The organism is Paenibacillus caseinilyticus (assembly GCF_027533645.1).
Taxonomy (GTDB): Bacteria; Bacillota; Bacilli; order Paenibacillales; family NBRC-103111; genus Paenibacillus_G; species Paenibacillus_G caseinilyticus.
The window spans coordinates 65,595-81,797 of sequence record NZ_JAQAGY010000025.1 but is presented as its reverse complement, the minus strand read 5'-3'; the positions used below and the strand labels follow the sequence as shown (position 1 = coordinate 81,797).

The following is a 16,203-nucleotide window of genomic DNA, read 5'->3' as shown; positions in this document are numbered from 1 at the left end:
TCTTACAAGCCGGCCGACCGCTGCAAACGCTGAGCAATAAGGAGGAACTCCTCAGGCCCGATGTCCGGCGCGAATTCTTCCGGCGTCTCATCGAACTCCGGTACTGGCGCACCGTCGGGATCAGCTTCGTCACATCGACCCCTGTAGCCACTTCAACTTCAAGCGCCTTGGCGTAAGCGACGACGTGTACACCTCCGCGTACAAGCAGATAGCCGACCATCTTCCGGGCTACCGAGTGGTCGCTCATTTCATACACACGCATCTTGTGGGTCCGAGCGCCGCACTCCAGGAAGAAGTTATGGAGCAGATCCAGGATCAGGTTTCCGCTGTTGAACACATAGCCCCCGTTCCACGGAGATTGATCGCCGCATTCGTTACCATCTCGACATGCCCGAATTCCTCGGCCGTAATGCTCGCTACCAGATCATAGAACGGTCTCAACTTCGTTTTTCCCTTGAAGTTAAACGATTGGAATAAGTAGTTATTCAGTGTCGACATCTCTCCGAACCGTCCGCCCAAAAGCTCCTGTACAGCAGCAGCGGCATTAGGATCGGCATACGTGGCTTTCGGCAAATCGGCGGCAATTCGATCGATACGTTTGAACAATGCGGTTCCCTCCGTTCTTTTAATACAACATGAATGGCCTGGATGGGGGACAAGGTCGGTCCCCTCCCTCTTTTAACCCCTTCAACCTGTAAATAAACGGAAGAAATGGGCAAATATCTCTTAGTATCGCGCCATGTTCCCTTAGGCAGACCTCCCCAGCCCATTCATCCCATCCGGTTTAACGGCAAGAAAAAAAGACACAAAGGATTCCCTCTGTGTCTCATCGTAACCGGGCAGGCAGGCCTTACTTTTCCCAGACCTGAACATCCGTCGACCCATCATAAAATTCAATTCGGCTTGGCACAATCTTCAAGATGACATACTCCGGATCATGCGGTCCTTTGAACCAGGCCTCGAACTTGTCATTCCACAATTTCTCCCGCAGCGAACGGTCTTCACACACTTCCGCCTTCGCGGCAATCTGAAGGATCCGGTCCGACTTCTGGCCGTCATATCCGACCAATACGAACACATTGTCGTTCTCCTTAAGCTCATCCACTTTATCCGTCTTGCTGTTCGTCGCCAGGTAGATTGTCAAGCCTTCGTGCAGCAGTGCCATATAGCGCACTCTCGGCTGATTGCCTGACACCGTCCCGAACGAGCATACACCGTTGGCATCCAGCACGCTCACAATTTGTCCTTCGAGCCCTTCCGTCCTCAACATCGTTCTTCGCTCCCTTCGGAATATGAGTCTGCCTGTCCATCTCTGCTAGATAGATTACCCGAAAGGACCATTTTCCAAACAAACACCGGGGCTGGGTAAGCTGTACTTGTTTGAATTGAATTGAGGTCTAAGCGGGTTTATCGACCTGCTTGGACATAGACAAAAAAAGACTCGAAGGCATCCGCGCCTTCAAGTCTTCCCGATAAATCCTGTATGCGGTTGAGAGGACTCGAACCTCCACGAGCGTACGCCCACTACCCCCTCAAGATAGCGTGTCTGCCATTCCACCACAACCGCGTAAAAGTACTGACCCGTAGGGGATTCGAACCCCTGTTACCTCCGTGAAAGGGAGGTGTCTTAACCCCTTGACCAACGGGCCATGCTTGAGCATTTGCCGACCTCTTCCGAAGCGACAAGTGTTATTATAGCGAATGGCTTGTCCTTTGGCAAGTCATTTTTAAAAAAATAAGTAAAGCCTTTCGATTGGATTGGTCGCCAAGCTATCGGCCTATCTTCGGACAGTATCGCCGCCCTAGGATCCAACTCCAAAAACCATCTGGATCAGAAGGCGGCTTGCCCGCCCCGTAAACCTCCTGCTTTGCTCATCGCTTCGCTTCCTTAGACAACAAAAAAACCGCCCAGAGGACGGTTCTTCTTATACGGAGAGAGAGGGATTCGAACCCTCGCACCACTTGCGCAGTCTAACCCCTTAGCAGAGGGTCCCCTTGAGCCACTTGGGTATCTCTCCAAAAAAATTGGCTCCCCGAACAGGACTCGAACCTGTGACAACTCGATTAACAGTCGAGTGCTCTACCAACTGAGCTATCAGGGAAAGACATTTTTTAATTTATCATGAATGCTGTTTCAAGTCAAGGGCCAGCAGCTTTAGTTTTCCTTTGCATTTGCTGCACACATATTTACGCGGATCGGTCTTGCGTTTGCGTAAGTATTCCATCGGGCAGCTTACGCACACCAGCTTGTATCTGTAAGGTTCCTTACGCTGAAATGCCTGGGGAAGCGACTGACAGTAACGCGACCCGCCCACCGTCTCAAGCAGCCACTTGAAGTCCGCATCCTTATGCTGATAGCCCCCGCCTTTAATATGAAGATGATAATGACAGAGTTCATGCTTGATAATCTTCTCGACGTCATCCATGCCGAACTGCTCATAATGCAGCCAGGATATCTCGATATCGTGACTACGCATAAAATAGCGCCCCCCCGTCGCTCTCAGCCTCCTGTTGAAGCGGGCCTGATGCTCAAAAGGAATGCCAAACGACGACAGCGAGATTTGCTCTACCCACAGCTGCAGCTGCCGGTCATCCATTCTTCTCCCATCCTTTGCTCTGATCTCTCTCTAGGTTTATCACTTGAATTGTAACCGCAGGTTGGGCTACACTGTCAAGTAGGAATCGCGGAACAGTGTCCGGCTTAGATGGATCCCCCTGTTTCCGTAGTACGGAGAGGAGCATTACAGCCATGTCGATGTCCAAAATGAAGTATGCCCTATTGAAGCTGAATGATCAACTTGAATTTGTCGAAATGCCTGCTACCCACATGTACCAGCTCGGCGCGCTGAACCAGCGATTGCACAAGGAGCTCGATAAATTGACGGCTCCAGGGGTACCGTCCCTCCCCGTGTTCGTTGCCGAGTTCGACGGCATCGAGATTACGCATCCCGGATACGAGCTGCAGCACGGGCTGACGTATATCAACGCGCTAGAGCGCTCTTTCGCCGCTCTGCTCGAGCAGGAGAAACAGTATCCGCTCATCTCCCTGCTCACCGAGATCCGGGCTCTTCAGGCCCAGCTGGAGCAGTGGTACGAAGAGGAAGAGGAGCTGGCCTAATCCCTCAGTCCGCCGCAGCCGCTTGGACCTGCACCCCCGAGGCTCTGAGCCCATAAGCTATAGGGCACAGCAGCTAGAGGGAAGGGACTGATAAGCTTTGCCACAATGGCTTTGCAACCAACTCATGCGGGCATTCTACAACAAAAACCGCCGGCAGATCCGGCTTCTGAACGACTGCTGGTTTTTCTACCGGACGCGGAGATCCGAGGACGAACCGTCGACTACCCAGCTTCCGCAGTGAAGCAGACCACACCAAATAGAGCATAAGCCCGAGGTCGCATGGACTCACTGTCCAGTGTACGATCCCCTCCTCCGGCCTATGCTCTATTTTACTTGAGTGAATCGTGGCCCTATCGGGTGCGCAGGACACCAGGAAGAAACCTTCGGGCAGCGGTCCTAACCATGGGCGGTATCATGTACCCCCAATAGTAAGCTCCCAGCCGCCTTAGCTGCCAACCGGCTTCTTCATCGTCAGGCCGACCCGGCCCTTCTTCGTATCGGCATTCAGCACCCATACGGTCACCACATCCCCGACCGATACGACATCCATCGGATGCTTCACGAAGGAATTGCTGAGCTGCGAGATATGCACAAGTCCGTCGTTCTTGAGCCCGATATCCACGAAAGCGCCGAAGTCGATCACGTTGCGCACCGTCCCCTGCAGCTCCATGCCCGGCTTCAGATCCTCCAGCTGCAGCACATCCGTGCGGAACAATGGCGGCGGAAGCTCCTCGCGCGGATCCCGGCCCGGACGCAGCAGGGAATCCAGAATATCCCGCAGCGTCGGAACACCTACACCGAGCTGGCCGGCCAAGGCTTCCGTGTCCGCATGCTGCAGCTTCGTTCGGAGTTCGGCAGAGCCAAGCTCCGACACGCTCACCTTCAACTCGCGGAACAGCCTGTCCACCACATCGTACGACTCCGGATGGATCGGCGTATTATCAAGCGGATTCTTGCCCTCCGCGATCCGCAGGAACCCGACACACTGCTCGAACGCCTTCGCCCCAAGGCGGGGAACCTTCTGCAGCTGCGAACGGCCGGTGAACTTGCCGTTGTCGTCGCGATACTTCACGATATTCTTCGCGAGCGTGCTGTTGATTCCCGATACATAAGAGAGCAGCGAAGGCGAAGCCGTATTGACATCGACGCCGACATGGTTCACCGCCGACTCGACGACGAACGTCAGGCTCTCGTCGAGCCGCTTCTGCGCCACATCGTGCTGGTACTGCCCTACGCCAATGGCTTTGGGTTCGATCTTCACCAGCTCAGCCAGCGGATCCTGCACCCTGCGGGCGATCGAGATCGCACTGCGCTCGGCCACATCCAGATCCGGGAACTCGGTCTGCGCCAGCTTCGACGCCGAGTACACGCTGGCCCCCGCCTCGTTGACGATGAGATACTGAAGCCGGCGCTCCCTGAGCTCGCCGATCAGCTCGGCCACGAACTGTTCCGTCTCACGCGAGGCCGTACCGTTGCCCACCACCACAAGTTCTACGCCGTACTTCTCGATCAGCGACTTGAACTTCGCCTTCGCCTCGGCGACCTTGTTGTTCGGCGGGGTCGGATACGTTACGGCAATCTCCAGCATCTTGCCCGTATCGTCCACTACAGCCAGCTTGCAGCCTGTCCGGTAAGCCGGGTCGACACCCAGCACCACTTTGCCCTTCACGGGCGGCTGCAGCAGCAGGTTGCGCAGGTTCTCGGCGAAAACCTCGATCGCCTTCTCTTCTGCTTTCTCCGTCATTTCGTTACGCACTTCCCGCTCGATCGAGGAAGCGAGCAGCCGCTTGTAGGCATCCTCAATGACGGTGATCAGCGTATCCCTCACGATAGACGGCCCCTTCACAATTTGTTTGATCATGAAGTCATGTATCCGTTCGACGGGAACATCAAGCGCCACTTTGAGAATCTCCTCGCGCTCTCCGCGGTTAATGGCCAGGACCCGGTGAGGCGGCAGCTTGCGCACGGGCTCTTGGTAGCTGTAGTACATTTCGTAGACCGATTCGGCCTGCGCATCCTTCGCTTCGGTCCGCAGCACGCCCTGTTCCGTCGTATGGCGGCGGACCCAAGCGCGGATTTTGGCATCATCGGCAATGCTCTCCGCCAGGATATCCATGGCCCCCTGCAGCGCTTCCTCCGGCGTACCCACGCCTTTCTCGGCGCTTACGTACCGGCCCGCCTCGTCAAGCAGGCTGCCCTGCCTCGGCTGCGACCAGATCCACTGGGCCAGCGGCTCAAGCCCCTTCTCCTTCGCCACGCTGGCTCTAGTCTTGCGCTTCTGCCGGTAGGGCCGGTAGAGATCCTCAACCTCCTGCAGCTTCACCGACGCTTCGATCGACCGCTGCAGCCCATCCGTGAGCTTTCCCTGCTCGTGGATCAACCGCAGCACTTCCAGCTTGCGGTCCTCGAGATTGCGCAGGTATGCGAGGCGTTCCTCGATATCGCGCAGCTGATTCTCGTCCAGCTCCCCCGTCATCTCTTTGCGGTAGCGCGCAATGAACGGAATCGTGTTGCCTTCTTCAAGCAGGCCTACGGTCGTCTTGACCTTCCCTGCCGGCAGCGCCAGTTCAGCGGCAATCTGCTTTAGAATGCGCTCCCGGGTTTCCGCTTTCTTCGCATCGGTGATCTCCAGCACGGGTGCCTCTGTTCCCTCTTGTGTCATCAGACGTCCTCTTCTCCTCTCGAATCCTGCCGGTTATACAGCGAAAAAGCAGGAGCATACGCACCCCCGCCTCCGGCTGGCATAACATGTTAAAATTCAATCAGTCCTACACTAATCTGCAGTGAGTCATCGACCTTGCGCATGGTTTCTTCATCCAGATGGGTAATCTTATCTGTAAGACGTTGTTTGTCTATGGTGCGAATCTGCTCCAAAAGGATGACGGAATCCCGGTCAAACCCGTGCGCTTCCGCGTCGATCTCCACATGCGTGGGCAGCTTGGCTTTTTGAATCTGGGCCGTAATGGCCGCCACGATGACCGTGGGACTGAACCTGTTACCGATATCATTCTGAATGATCAGAACGGGCCGGATACCGCCCTGCTCGGACCCCACGACGGGGGACAGATCTGCGAAAAAGACATCGCCACGTTTGACAATCAACCGAGTCACACCCCGCTCACCAGACGGTCAAGCGTAGTATCCGCCTCTTCCTCCGCTTGGAATGCTTCCGAGGCCATGTGAAGATTGATCTTAGCCATTTCCATGTATCCGCGCTGCATCGTTTCGCGCAAATGCCTCTTTTTGCGCTCAGTCAAATAAAGTTTCATCGCTTGACGGATGAACTCGCTCCGATTGGAATTTTCCTTTTCCACGAGATAGTCCACCTCCTGCAGCAAATGGTCCGGTAAACTGATCATAATTCGTTTCGTATTCTGCACATTGGCCACCTGATCATGCACCCCCAAAAACATACAAGCACCCTACTTCCATTATGGCAAAAGTTCTGTAAATATATACAAAAGCAATATATGCACAGAGTATAGCGGATATGTTATACCGGGAGGCTCCTCAAACCATGTCTCCCTACATATTCGCGGCAAAACATGAAAATCCTCTCAGGGCTCCAAAAAAAGTCGATGGAAATGAAAACCTTTCGACACCGCCCGTCATTCCCTGCAATTCCGGACGCCTTGCCTTACTTCCGTTCCCACAAATGCCGCAGCAGCGGATTAATGGTAGAGACCACTTGCCCCCCGCGGATATACATCCGAGGGACTCGGTGAGAGATCATGCAGACGACTTCGTAATTGACTGTACCGAGCCACTGCGCATGCTCTTCCGCCGAGATGGTCTCACCCCCCTGCCTTCCTAATATGACGACTTCTTCCTCACTAGAAATATCGGCAAGGGGCGTAACGTTCATCATACACTGGTCCATGCAAATTCTTCCGACAATCGGCACGCGCCTGCCGCGGATCAATGCCTCGGCTTTGCCCGTCAGCATACGCGAGAAACCGTCTGCATACCCGATTGGCAGTGTGGCGATCGTTTCCTCAACCTGGGGCCGGTACACAGCTCCATAGCTGATCCCCTCCCCGGCAGGCACCTGCTTCAGCATCACAACACCCGTCTTGATGCTGAGCACCGGATGCAGATCGACCCGCTCCTTGCCGACTTCCTCCGATGGATAAAGACCATACATGGAGATGCCGAGCCGCACCATGTTATAAGTGAGCTCCGGCGTATCGATGGCGGCTGCACTGTTGCCGGCATGAATGTAGGGAAACTCGATACCACGGCCGCGGAAATGCTCTACCACAGCCGAGAAACGGGTATACTGCTCGATCGTATAGCTTTTGTTCTCTTCGTCCGCACAGGCATAATGGGTGAACAACCCTTCTACCTGCAGTCCTGCAATGCCCAAGGCCCGGTCGATCAGCGCTACCGCCTGCTCTTCCCCTGCTACGCCGATCCGGTTCATGCCCGAGTCAATCTTGATGTGAATGCGCAGCGGCCGCTCCCGCGGTCCGAGACGCTCCCAGGCATCCAGAAGTTCATCCGTATACAGGTTGAGCGTGATGTCATGGCTCCAGGCCGTCTCCAGCCCTTCCGGAGGCGTGTACCCGAGCACAAGAATCGGGGCGCTGATGCCCGCCTTCCGAAGCTCCAGGCCTTCGTCCAGAAAAGCTACCGCGATGTATTCCACACCGCACTGCAGCACTTCCCGGCATACCTCGACCGCACCGTGTCCGTACGCATCCGCTTTGACCACTGCCATCATCCGCACCTGCTCCGGCAGTACTCTGCGGAACTCCCCGATGTTGTGGCGCAAAGCATCCAGGGAGATCTCCACCCGCGTAGGCCGGTAAAACGAATCCATGAATTCACCTTCTTTGGCCTCTATAGATCTTACACAACCCAGGGAAGCCTCCCTTCGGGCCTGATAAGGCGTCCCGAAAAGAGCTTCCCTGGATGGTCAATCGCTAAATCCATGTTAATCCGTTCCACCGCACCCTGTCAACGTAGAAATTGGAAATTCGGTGGCGGGTGTGCCCGGAAACCGGTGATCCGAACGGTTTATTTGCCCAATTCGCCCTGTACCGCCTGGGCGACTTTGATCATCTCATCTTGCGGCAGGTCGCCTGTGGAGAGACGGAATTCTACGCCCTCAGAAGTCCAGACCAGCGTCTTCTTGGCATCGCCCGTCACCACGCCAAGCGTGAAGCCGAGATCCAGAATATCGCCCGGCAGGTAGGACACTTCCTTGGTCGTCGGACGCGACTCCAGCAGCGTGAAGTTGTAAGTGCCGGAGTAGCGGAGCATCACGGCCTTGTCTTCGCCAAGCTTGACCTCCGTCATGTCTTGGCGCTTCACGCCGCTAGGCAGATAGTGCGGCTCGATGACGCCGAACGACGATGTTGGCTTCGCGGCGGATCCGGGCGCTGCCGGTGTACTGCCTGCCGCGGCAGGAGCAGTGCCCGTGTCGGCTGCTTTGCCGGAGGCGGCCGTGCCATGGGCATCAGCGGCCCCCGAGGCGCCGTGAGTGCCCTCTGCGGCCGTGCCGCCGGCTGCTGCGCCGTTCTTGCCTGCAGCGGCCGTATCGCCCGATGCTGCGCCGTTCGTACCTGTTACGGCTGTACCGCCGGCTGCTGCGCCGTTCGTGCCAGTTGCGGCTGTACCACCCGCTGCTGCGCCGTTTGTGCCTGCTCCGGCTGTACCACCCGCTGCTGCGCCGTTCGTGCCAGTTGCGGCTGTACCACCCGCTGCTGCGCCGTTCGTACCTGTTACGGCTGTACCGCCCTCTGCTGCGCCGTTCTTGTCCGCTGCGGCCTTATCGCCCGCTGCTGCATCGTTCTTGCCTGCAGCGGCCGTATCGCCCGCTGCTGCGCCGTTCGCCTGACCCGAAGCATTCGCGCTCGAAGCGTCGCCAGCCTTGTCTTTGCCCGTATCCTCATGCTTCATCGTAGGAAGCGTCTTCGTCTGCCAGCCCGTCATGTTGTGCTGCATCTCGAACTGGGCTTTATCGAACTTCGCATCGAATTGAAACTCGCTGAAGCTGAGTTCAACCATCACATTCGCGCTCGCGTCCGATACTTCCACGTGCTGCGGCTGATAGGTCTTCTTATCAAGCCAGATCTTCTGCCGCACCAACGAGTTATTCTGATAATTCGCCGCGACGTCGAACACGAACGCCTTCTCATCTTCCGCGAACTGGCGGTCCGCATCCGTTACAATACTCCCCACGAGAGATTGGTATAAGTACACTTGACCCTGGTTCTCCGGCCAGTCGCTTTGGAACCGGAAGCTCTTGTTCAGATGCGGCGTCAGTACGAACACCCCGTCATCATTGCGAAGTACAATCTGCGTGATATCCTTCTTGGCATTCGTCAGCGAGATTCGATAATACGAAGGAGCCTGATAGCACACTTCCACGTTATACTCCTGCGCTTCCGCGCTAGTGTTCAGCTTCATGACCCCTTTGCCATGATAGCTCTGCATCTTGGCGACCGTCTCGTCCAGATCCTTTACGATCGAACCCGCATCCTTCTTCCCTCCGCAGCCGGTTACCACCAAGGCCATACACAACATCACAAGGGCGACTACCCATGTATACCGCCGCATTCCTTCATCCCCTCCACGCCATAGTCAAGAATCCATCTGATAACATGTCTATGTGGGGACTTGGCCCATTATGCAGACAAGGAGTCGGGGGAAAAGAAAAACACCTGTAACCAGTTGGTTACAGGTGTATAACATATAGGATAAGTGCTATGGAGTCTGTGCCGCTGAGCCTGCTGCTGTTTAATAAGCGTTCTTGTTGACGAATCCGTTGACGATTGTCTTCCAGATAATCTTGATGTCGAAGAGGAAGCTCCAGTTCTCGATGTAGAAGATGTCATGATTAATACGATCCTCAATAGACGTATCACCTCGTAGACCATTTGATTGTGCCCAGCCCGTAATCCCGGGCCTTATATGATGTTTAACCATATACTTAGGAATTTCTTCCTTGAACTGCTCTACGTAGTAAGGTCGTTCGGGTCTTGGACCGACAACACTCATATGGCCAAACAAAACGTTAAAAAACTGAGGCAATTCATCTAGACTGGTTTTTCTTAGAAAAGATCCAAACTTCGTTTTTCGAGGATCATTTTCAACTGTCCATCCTGTATCCACTGTCCCCGGAGGGAGTGATCTCATAGATCTAAATTTATACATTTCAAATGTCCGCCTATTTAACCCAACTCTTTCCTGCCTAAAAATAATTGGACCCGGGGAAGTTACCTTTACACCTACACCTATCAGAATCATCAACGGTAACAATGCAAGTATTGCAGTTAAAGAGAACGCGATATCAAAAGCTCTTTTAACCATTCTGTTCGCAATGTCATCAAGAGGAATATCACGGACGTTAATTATCGGAAGTCCCACAAAATTCTCAAAATAAGGCCTTGCAGGCAAGTAATCATAATAGTCCGGTATGATTAAAGCCTTTGTACCAAACTTTTCACATCTTTCGATGATTGACCCAATCTTATGGTGAGCTTCTAATGGCAATGCAATAACAACTTCGTCTATTATTGTCTGATTGAAGATATTCTCAAGATCATCTATTTTCCCTAAGATTGGTTTTTTACTATTCGGCAGGCTAGCGTGAAAATCATCAAGGAATCCAACAACTTCATACCCTATTTCACGGTGAAGTGCCATGTTTTCCAAAAATTTCTTCCCCAAACTACCCGCACCTAGGATTAGCACATAGCGTCTATTATAACCCTTTCTTCTAACCATCTTAAGTGTTATTTTCACAAAATATCTGTAAAGAATAACAAATCCGACGTTAGCAGTTACAAAAACCGCCAGGAAATACCTGGAAATATCAATTTCTCTAAATATAAACAACAAACTAAGCAGGATTAATAGACTGCTCAGATTGACTTGTAAAACTTTGTACACTTCATACCCAAAACCTTCTTTTCGTTTACGATCAGAGGAGTAAAGTCTATAAAAATACCCTAATGGCACTGAGATTATGGCATATATTAAAGTCCATAAATAGTACGTTTCCAAGGGCAGCGGTATCTCAATAACAAAAATGCCACTGATAAATTTAATCCACCATGCCAAGAAAAAAACAAGGTTAACAGCAATAAAATCTGTAAGAGCATAAACTTGAGACAGGAATTTATCCTTACCTCTCAACATTCTTTTATCACCTAAATTCTTTTAATAATAAGTTATAGTCTAACTATACCATAAATACAAATAGCAATCATTTATTTAGCGTTAGTAAATAATACAATGCCGTCTATAACCATTCCAACGATATTCTATAAACATCTTCTTCCGTCAGTTCTGAACCACATTGAATTTCTATAAATTCTAAATCAGTTAGTGCTCTTATGCTATGGATTATATTAGGCATTATTTTCAAAGTATCCCCAGAAGATAATATTAATTTTTCATTCCCAAGAAGAATTTCACATTCTCCATGTAAAATGGTCCAAATTTCTCTCCTGCATTTATGATAATGCACGCTTATATTTTTATCCTTTCTGATTAGTATTCTTTTTGTTAGAATTTCCTCTTGTCCATCCACTTTTCTATATTCTAATGTCTTTGACATACCCCAATGTCTCTCTTCATACATGACCCTGTCGATGTCTTGTGGAATATAACCTTTAATTTTGGGACTCAAGCTTTTATCAGCAACCAAAATACCATCAGGACTACTGATTACTACGGCATTTTCTATGCCTAGGACTACGGTTGGAATATCTAACTCATTTACAATGTGTGTATTAGGCGAGTGTTCTAAAGTTCCTCTTCCAATTACCCGCTCTCCCATTTCCTCAGTTATAGTATTCCAAGTACCAAGATCCTTCCATTGTCCATCATAAGGCACGACAATAATATTCTTGGCTTTTTCAACAACTTCATAGTCAAAACTAATTTTAGGTAAATCATTATATATTCCGGTCATTTTATTGAATTCAGGTATTACATCCATTTTATTCAGTATAGACAATAAATACCCCAGTTTAAAGGCAAAAATCCCACAATTCCACAACGCCCCCGAGTCAATTAGCTCCTTAGCAGTAGCTTCAGAAGGTTTTTCTTTAAACGCTGAAACATAAAGCCAAGGATTATCAGCATTAGAGTTTGTAGGGACTATATAACCATACTTTTCAGAAGGGAAAGAAGGTTTCACGCCCAATAATGCGATATCTGTCTTTTCTTCAATCAAGTACTTTTCCAACTCAAATAACTTTTTGTAAAATCCATCTTCCACATAGGGGTCAACCGGTAGAACAATAACCACTTCATCAAGATCTACTTTTTTTTCTGAAAAAAGATACGCGGCTGCTAAAGCAACCGCCGGAAAAGTATCCATCCTACTAGGTTCTATTATTAAAGGAATCTCCATTCCTAATTGATTCTGGAGAATCCCTACTTGAGACTTACCCGTAGCTATGTAGGCTTGGTGATGTAGGTCGGTTTTCTCTAACTGCCCCCACACTCTCTGGACCATAGATTCCATCTTACCGTCGGAGGATCTCAACAGTTTTATAAATTGCTTTGATCTTATATCATTAGATAGAGGCCACAACCGTTGACCTGATCCACCCGACAGTAGTATAAGTTTCATTCGGACACTTCCTTATCACGTCTTAGAAATTCCCTATATTCATTCTCAATAATATGTTGAATATTTTTTTTAAAAGTCTCTACAGAAAACCTCAGAGAATTATCTCTACAACTTTGAGCAAAAAAGCGTTCAATATTAGCCTCAAAATTATTAATTGCATCAGTTAAGGAAGCTGTGGTTTGCTCGTAAAAAAAGACACCTGTTGGTTTTTCAGATTCTAATCCAATTACAGTCTCAAGCGCTCCTCCTTTACCAAATGCTATCACTGGAGTACCACATGCTTGCGCCTCAACAGGTATGATTCCAAAGTCTTCCTCGGCAGCGAAAATAAAAGCTTTAGCCTTTTGCATATAGGATTTTAATACAGAGAATTCTTGGTAACCTAACAAAGTTACATTTTTACCTGCTTTTTGTTTTATTTTATCGAATTCTGGCCCGTCTCCGATAACAACAAGTTTTTTATCCTCCATAGTTGAAAATGTTTCAACAATTAAATCCATTTTTTTATACGGCACCATTCTAGAAGCCGTTAAATAGAAATCTTCTTTAATTTCGTTAACCTCAAATAAATCCACGCCTACAGGCGGATATACTACTGTCGCATCTCTTCGGTAAGCTTTTTTTATTCTTCTTGAGATAAAATCAGAGTTAGCCAAAAACACATCGACACCATTTGCACTTCTATAATCCCATAAGCGTAGATAATGAAGGATTACTCTTGTTATTATTCCTTTCATCCCTTTGTCCAGCTTTGTCTCCCTGAGATATTGATGTTGTAAATCCCATGCATATCTCATAGGAGAATGAACATAAGAGATATGTAATGTATTAGGGCCGGTTATGACGCCTTTCGCTACTGCATGAGAGCTAGAAATTACAAGATTATATTCAGATAAGTCTAGTTGTTCAATAGCTAATGGCATGAGAGGCAAATAATTCCTGAATTTTTTTTTTGCAAATGGTAGCTTTTGAATAAAAGTCACGTTTGTCTTTTTGTTATTAATAAACCCTCTTTCTCCATCAGGCAAAAAATCAACTACACAGAAAATATCCGCTTGAGGAAATAATGAAACGAGTTGCTCTAGTACCCTCTCTGAACCCGCATAATTAACTATCCATTCGTGAATTAATGCTACTTTCATTGTTCCAATACTCCTCTAATCAGCTCGTTTGTTTTTGCTGCACATTTCTCCCAAGTAAATAAAGCAGCCCTTTCTTTACCTTTAAGAATTAATTCTCCCCTAATCTCATTATCGTTTAACACTAGCAATATTTTTTCAGCAATACTTCCCGCATCGTGCGGATCAAAGTATAGAGAAGCATCAGCACACACTTCAGGAATAGAAGCGGCAGTGGAAACAACGGTAGGGCATCCAACAGCCATTGCTTCTAGTGGAGGTAAACCAAAACCTTCATAGAAAGAAGGAAACACTAAAAGGTCTGCGTTTGAAAAGTAATTTTTAAGGGTGCTTTCCTCAATATATCCTGTAAATTTAACTCTTTCCCCGAGCATCTCTGCTTTTTTAGAGACTTGCGTATCTCCTGTAATGAAACCTTCTTTTTTCCCCACGATAATCAAGTCATGTATAACTTTATCGGCTATTCTCTCATAAGCACTTAGTAACGACATTAAATTTTTGTGAGGTTTAACATTCCCCACATAAAGTATGAATGGTTTATTATTGCATTTACCGAGTTTTGTAAAGTGAAGCCAGCTAGAATCCACACCAATATGCGTTACGCAATCTTTTGACGAGGCACCAAGATATTTTGTATATTCACTTCTACTGAACTCGGAAACAAACATAATTTTATCAGCTTTCTTACGCAAAGCATTAAAAAATATTTTCGCATAAATCCTTTGTGGAACTGTGGTGAACTTTGGATTAGCTAGGTGGAATAAATCATGAATTGTAACAATTAATTTGCCGCGATAAAAAAGCGGTATATTAAAGTGAGGAGACCAAAATAAATTAATATCTTTGGGAATTTTACGAGTAAACTCTTTTTGTTCCGCTATAGAATAAATAGGGCTCTGCATTTTTATTACTGAAATGTTCGATAGATTCCACTGTTTTCTTTCAATACTTGATGAATCACCCAACAAGTAAAAATGGATTTCTGGATTGCTCTCTATAATAAGAGGCAACAAATTTGAAATATACGTACCTATTCCGGAAGCATTAATCATTCTAACGTCTACAGCCACTTTTTTCAAAATAAATCACTCCAAATTTGTGGGTTCCAACTGTGTTTTAAAGGACAATACAAAAGGAATTAAAAAAAACACACTACTCCACTTCCATGTGGCTTGAGCAGCAATTGCTAAAAAAAGACCAACGAATACAGCTATCCCATACATGGAATGAAGCCTTAACATCCTTCTCAATGTAAGAACTAGTAAACAAGCGAATATAGCAAACCCTAAAACCCCTGTTTCTACAAGAATCTCAATAATTGTAACCTGGGGGGTAACCGTATCAGGATAATAACCCGTAGTAGTAGCATATTTTCCATAAAGTCCGGGTCCTAAGCCAATTAAGAATGTCAAAATATCATTAAATAGCATTTTTAAAGAAAATAAAATATGGAATGTTCTTTCTCCAACAGAAGATTGATTAATATTAGATATTTCCTCTATTTTGTTTTGAAAATGTGGCATAACCAGAATAGTAACTACTGCCACCAAAACCGCAGCATATACTACCAATACTGGCATAAAAAAGGACTTCCTTACTTTCTCAAGAGAGATGAATATTAAACAAAAGCTAACTAGAAGAGCCACTAATATTTGATCTGCTAATGAAAATACTGCACCCAAAAGACCGATAATAATTACTACCAATGCGAAGATATTTTTAGAGTATTTGTAGAAAAGGGTGGCGCAGAATAACACGACTAACATATAAAGACCGAAGGGGGGACTCTCAATGAACGTTCCTCCCAACCTAGGAATAGGGGGGGTAATCCATAACGATTGACGTCCAACATAGTCAACAATATATTCTTTCATTGGGGGAAGCAAAGGTAGATTTAAATAATAAGCTAGAATTAAATAGACAGCAAAACAAAACTGTAAAATAGCACCTGTCCCAAAATAATAAAATATGGTCACTCGGTCTTCATTTTGATTTGTAAACACATAGGTAAGATATGTCATACATAGACATAATAATAACTTGAGCGGTTCTCGAATTATTTCCCCTACTGAGATACTTTCTAAACGAGAACCATTTATTAAAGCACCGATGAAATAAATTAATATAAACGTCATAATTGATAATATCAAATAGCTTCTTTGATATACCTTAATTTGATCAGTCATAATTAGAATTATTACGCCTAGCATACATAAAATTAATGATGGATCTACCCATGTTAGGTTCTCCATACCAAGAATTAGCTTCGTTGCAGGAGATAGAGGTATTAAAAACACTGACATAATATATAAATAGAAAGAGAGTTTAGAAGTTTTCATGCTAAACCCTCTACT

At 47.9% G+C, this 16,203-nt stretch carries 14 protein-coding genes, 4 tRNA genes and 1 pseudogene; 2 read left to right on the top strand and 17 right to left on the bottom strand.

The features are described 5' to 3' along the window. Window positions 1-2 precede the first annotated feature (2 nt). The 7 genes and pseudogenes from O9H32_RS27150 to O9H32_RS27120 all read right to left on the bottom strand — a co-directional run bounded on the left by O9H32_RS27150 (window position 3) and on the right by O9H32_RS27120 (window position 2,597). A pseudogene (locus O9H32_RS27150) lies at window positions 3-606 on the bottom strand (manganese catalase family protein). Window positions 607-850: 244 nt separating this feature from the next. Next, window positions 851-1,270, bottom strand: coding sequence for a pyridoxamine 5'-phosphate oxidase family protein (locus O9H32_RS27145; protein WP_269869245.1), 420 nt, complete (start codon window positions 1,268-1,270; stop codon window positions 851-853). A gap of 214 nt (window positions 1,271-1,484) precedes the next feature. After that, window positions 1,485-1,567, bottom strand: a tRNA-Leu gene (locus O9H32_RS27140). A gap of 10 nt (window positions 1,568-1,577) precedes the next feature. Further along, a tRNA-Glu gene (locus O9H32_RS27135) sits at window positions 1,578-1,649 on the bottom strand. Between the two features lie 281 nt (window positions 1,650-1,930). Beyond that, window positions 1,931-2,018: transfer RNA gene (locus O9H32_RS27130), tRNA-Ser, on the bottom strand. 8 nt (window positions 2,019-2,026) lie between these two features. Then, window positions 2,027-2,102: transfer RNA gene (locus O9H32_RS27125), tRNA-Asn, on the bottom strand. Window positions 2,103-2,120: 18 nt separating this feature from the next. Beyond that, window positions 2,121-2,597, bottom strand: coding sequence for a SprT family protein (locus tag O9H32_RS27120; RefSeq protein WP_269869244.1), 477 nt, complete (start codon window positions 2,595-2,597; stop codon window positions 2,121-2,123). 152 nt (window positions 2,598-2,749) lie between these two features. Here O9H32_RS27120 and O9H32_RS27115 point away from each other — a divergent pair, with 152 nt between their 5' ends. Beyond that, on the top strand, window positions 2,750-3,118 hold the full coding sequence (locus tag O9H32_RS27115) for a hydrolase/acyltransferase (RefSeq protein ID WP_269869243.1): 369 nt from the start codon (window positions 2,750-2,752) through the stop codon (window positions 3,116-3,118). Window positions 3,119-3,215: 97 nt separating this feature from the next. Further along, window positions 3,216-3,359 (top strand): cortex morphogenetic protein CmpA, encoded by a 144-nt coding sequence (gene cmpA / locus O9H32_RS27110; RefSeq protein ID WP_269869242.1) that lies wholly within the window; start codon window positions 3,216-3,218, stop codon window positions 3,357-3,359. A 204-nt stretch (window positions 3,360-3,563) separates the two neighbouring features. Here the strand turns inward: cmpA and O9H32_RS27105 are convergent, their stop codons facing one another. The 10 genes from O9H32_RS27105 to O9H32_RS27060 form a co-directional block, all read right to left on the bottom strand. Next, complete coding sequence (locus O9H32_RS27105; protein WP_269869241.1) at window positions 3,564-5,780, bottom strand: Tex family protein; 2,217 nt, start codon at window positions 5,778-5,780, stop codon at window positions 3,564-3,566. Window positions 5,781-5,869: 89 nt separating this feature from the next. Next, window positions 5,870-6,220, bottom strand: coding sequence for a type II toxin-antitoxin system PemK/MazF family toxin (locus O9H32_RS27100; RefSeq protein ID WP_269869240.1), 351 nt, complete (start codon window positions 6,218-6,220; stop codon window positions 5,870-5,872). Between the two features lie 5 nt (window positions 6,221-6,225). Beyond that, window positions 6,226-6,507 (bottom strand): CopG family ribbon-helix-helix protein, encoded by a 282-nt coding sequence (locus O9H32_RS27095; protein WP_041617724.1) that lies wholly within the window; start codon window positions 6,505-6,507, stop codon window positions 6,226-6,228. A gap of 248 nt (window positions 6,508-6,755) precedes the next feature. Next, window positions 6,756-7,940 (bottom strand): alanine racemase, encoded by a 1,185-nt coding sequence (gene alr / locus O9H32_RS27090; RefSeq protein WP_269869239.1) that lies wholly within the window; start codon window positions 7,938-7,940, stop codon window positions 6,756-6,758. A 197-nt stretch (window positions 7,941-8,137) separates the two neighbouring features. Further along, window positions 8,138-9,640, bottom strand: a complete 1,503-nt coding sequence (locus tag O9H32_RS27085; protein WP_406627390.1) for an outer membrane lipoprotein carrier protein LolA — start codon at window positions 9,638-9,640, stop codon at window positions 8,138-8,140. A gap of 222 nt (window positions 9,641-9,862) precedes the next feature. Continuing rightward, window positions 9,863-11,266 (bottom strand): undecaprenyl-phosphate glucose phosphotransferase, encoded by a 1,404-nt coding sequence (locus O9H32_RS27080; protein ID WP_269869237.1) that lies wholly within the window; start codon window positions 11,264-11,266, stop codon window positions 9,863-9,865. A 103-nt stretch (window positions 11,267-11,369) separates the two neighbouring features. Beyond that, window positions 11,370-12,710 carry a sugar phosphate nucleotidyltransferase gene (locus O9H32_RS27075; protein WP_269869236.1) on the bottom strand — a complete coding sequence of 447 codons (1,341 nt, stop codon included), beginning with the start codon at window positions 12,708-12,710 and terminating at the stop codon, window positions 11,370-11,372. Further along, window positions 12,707-13,852, bottom strand: a complete 1,146-nt coding sequence (locus O9H32_RS27070) for a glycosyltransferase family 4 protein (RefSeq protein WP_269869235.1) — start codon at window positions 13,850-13,852, stop codon at window positions 12,707-12,709. The genes O9H32_RS27075 and O9H32_RS27070 overlap by 4 nt, the downstream gene beginning before the upstream one ends. Further along, window positions 13,849-14,919, bottom strand: coding sequence for a glycosyltransferase family 4 protein (locus tag O9H32_RS27065; RefSeq protein WP_269869268.1), 1,071 nt, complete (start codon window positions 14,917-14,919; stop codon window positions 13,849-13,851). Before O9H32_RS27065 ends, O9H32_RS27070 begins: the two co-directional genes overlap by 4 nt. A 15-nt stretch (window positions 14,920-14,934) precedes the next feature. Next, entirely contained in the window at window positions 14,935-16,188 is a 1,254-nt protein-coding gene (locus O9H32_RS27060; protein WP_269869234.1) for an O-antigen ligase family protein, read from the bottom strand. Between the last annotated feature and the right edge of the window lie 15 nt (window positions 16,189-16,203).

Excerpts from the sequence above, each read along its gene's own strand:
- O9H32_RS27120 (WP_269869244.1), bottom strand. The coding sequence starts at position 2,597 with ATGGATGACCGGCAGCTGCAGCTGTGGGTAGAGCAAATCTCGCTGTCG.
- O9H32_RS27145 (WP_269869245.1), bottom strand. The coding sequence starts at position 1,270 with ATGTTGAGGACGGAAGGGCTCGAAGGACAAATTGTGAGCGTGCTGGAT.
- O9H32_RS27105 (WP_269869241.1), bottom strand. The coding sequence starts at position 5,780 with ATGACACAAGAGGGAACAGAGGCACCCGTGCTGGAGATCACCGATGCG.
- O9H32_RS27080 (WP_269869237.1), bottom strand. The coding sequence starts at position 11,266 with ATGTTGAGAGGTAAGGATAAATTCCTGTCTCAAGTTTATGCTCTTACA.
- O9H32_RS27085 (WP_406627390.1), bottom strand. The coding sequence starts at position 9,640 with ATGGCCTTGGTGGTAACCGGCTGCGGAGGGAAGAAGGATGCGGGTTCG.
- O9H32_RS27075 (WP_269869236.1), bottom strand. The coding sequence starts at position 12,710 with ATGAAACTTATACTACTGTCGGGTGGATCAGGTCAACGGTTGTGGCCT.
- O9H32_RS27060 (WP_269869234.1), bottom strand. The coding sequence starts at position 16,188 with ATGAAAACTTCTAAACTCTCTTTCTATTTATATATTATGTCAGTGTTT.
- O9H32_RS27070 (WP_269869235.1), bottom strand. The coding sequence starts at position 13,852 with ATGAAAGTAGCATTAATTCACGAATGGATAGTTAATTATGCGGGTTCA.
- O9H32_RS27115 (WP_269869243.1), top strand. The coding sequence starts at position 2,750 with ATGTCGATGTCCAAAATGAAGTATGCCCTATTGAAGCTGAATGATCAA.
- alr (WP_269869239.1), bottom strand. The coding sequence starts at position 7,940 with ATGGATTCGTTTTACCGGCCTACGCGGGTGGAGATCTCCCTGGATGCT.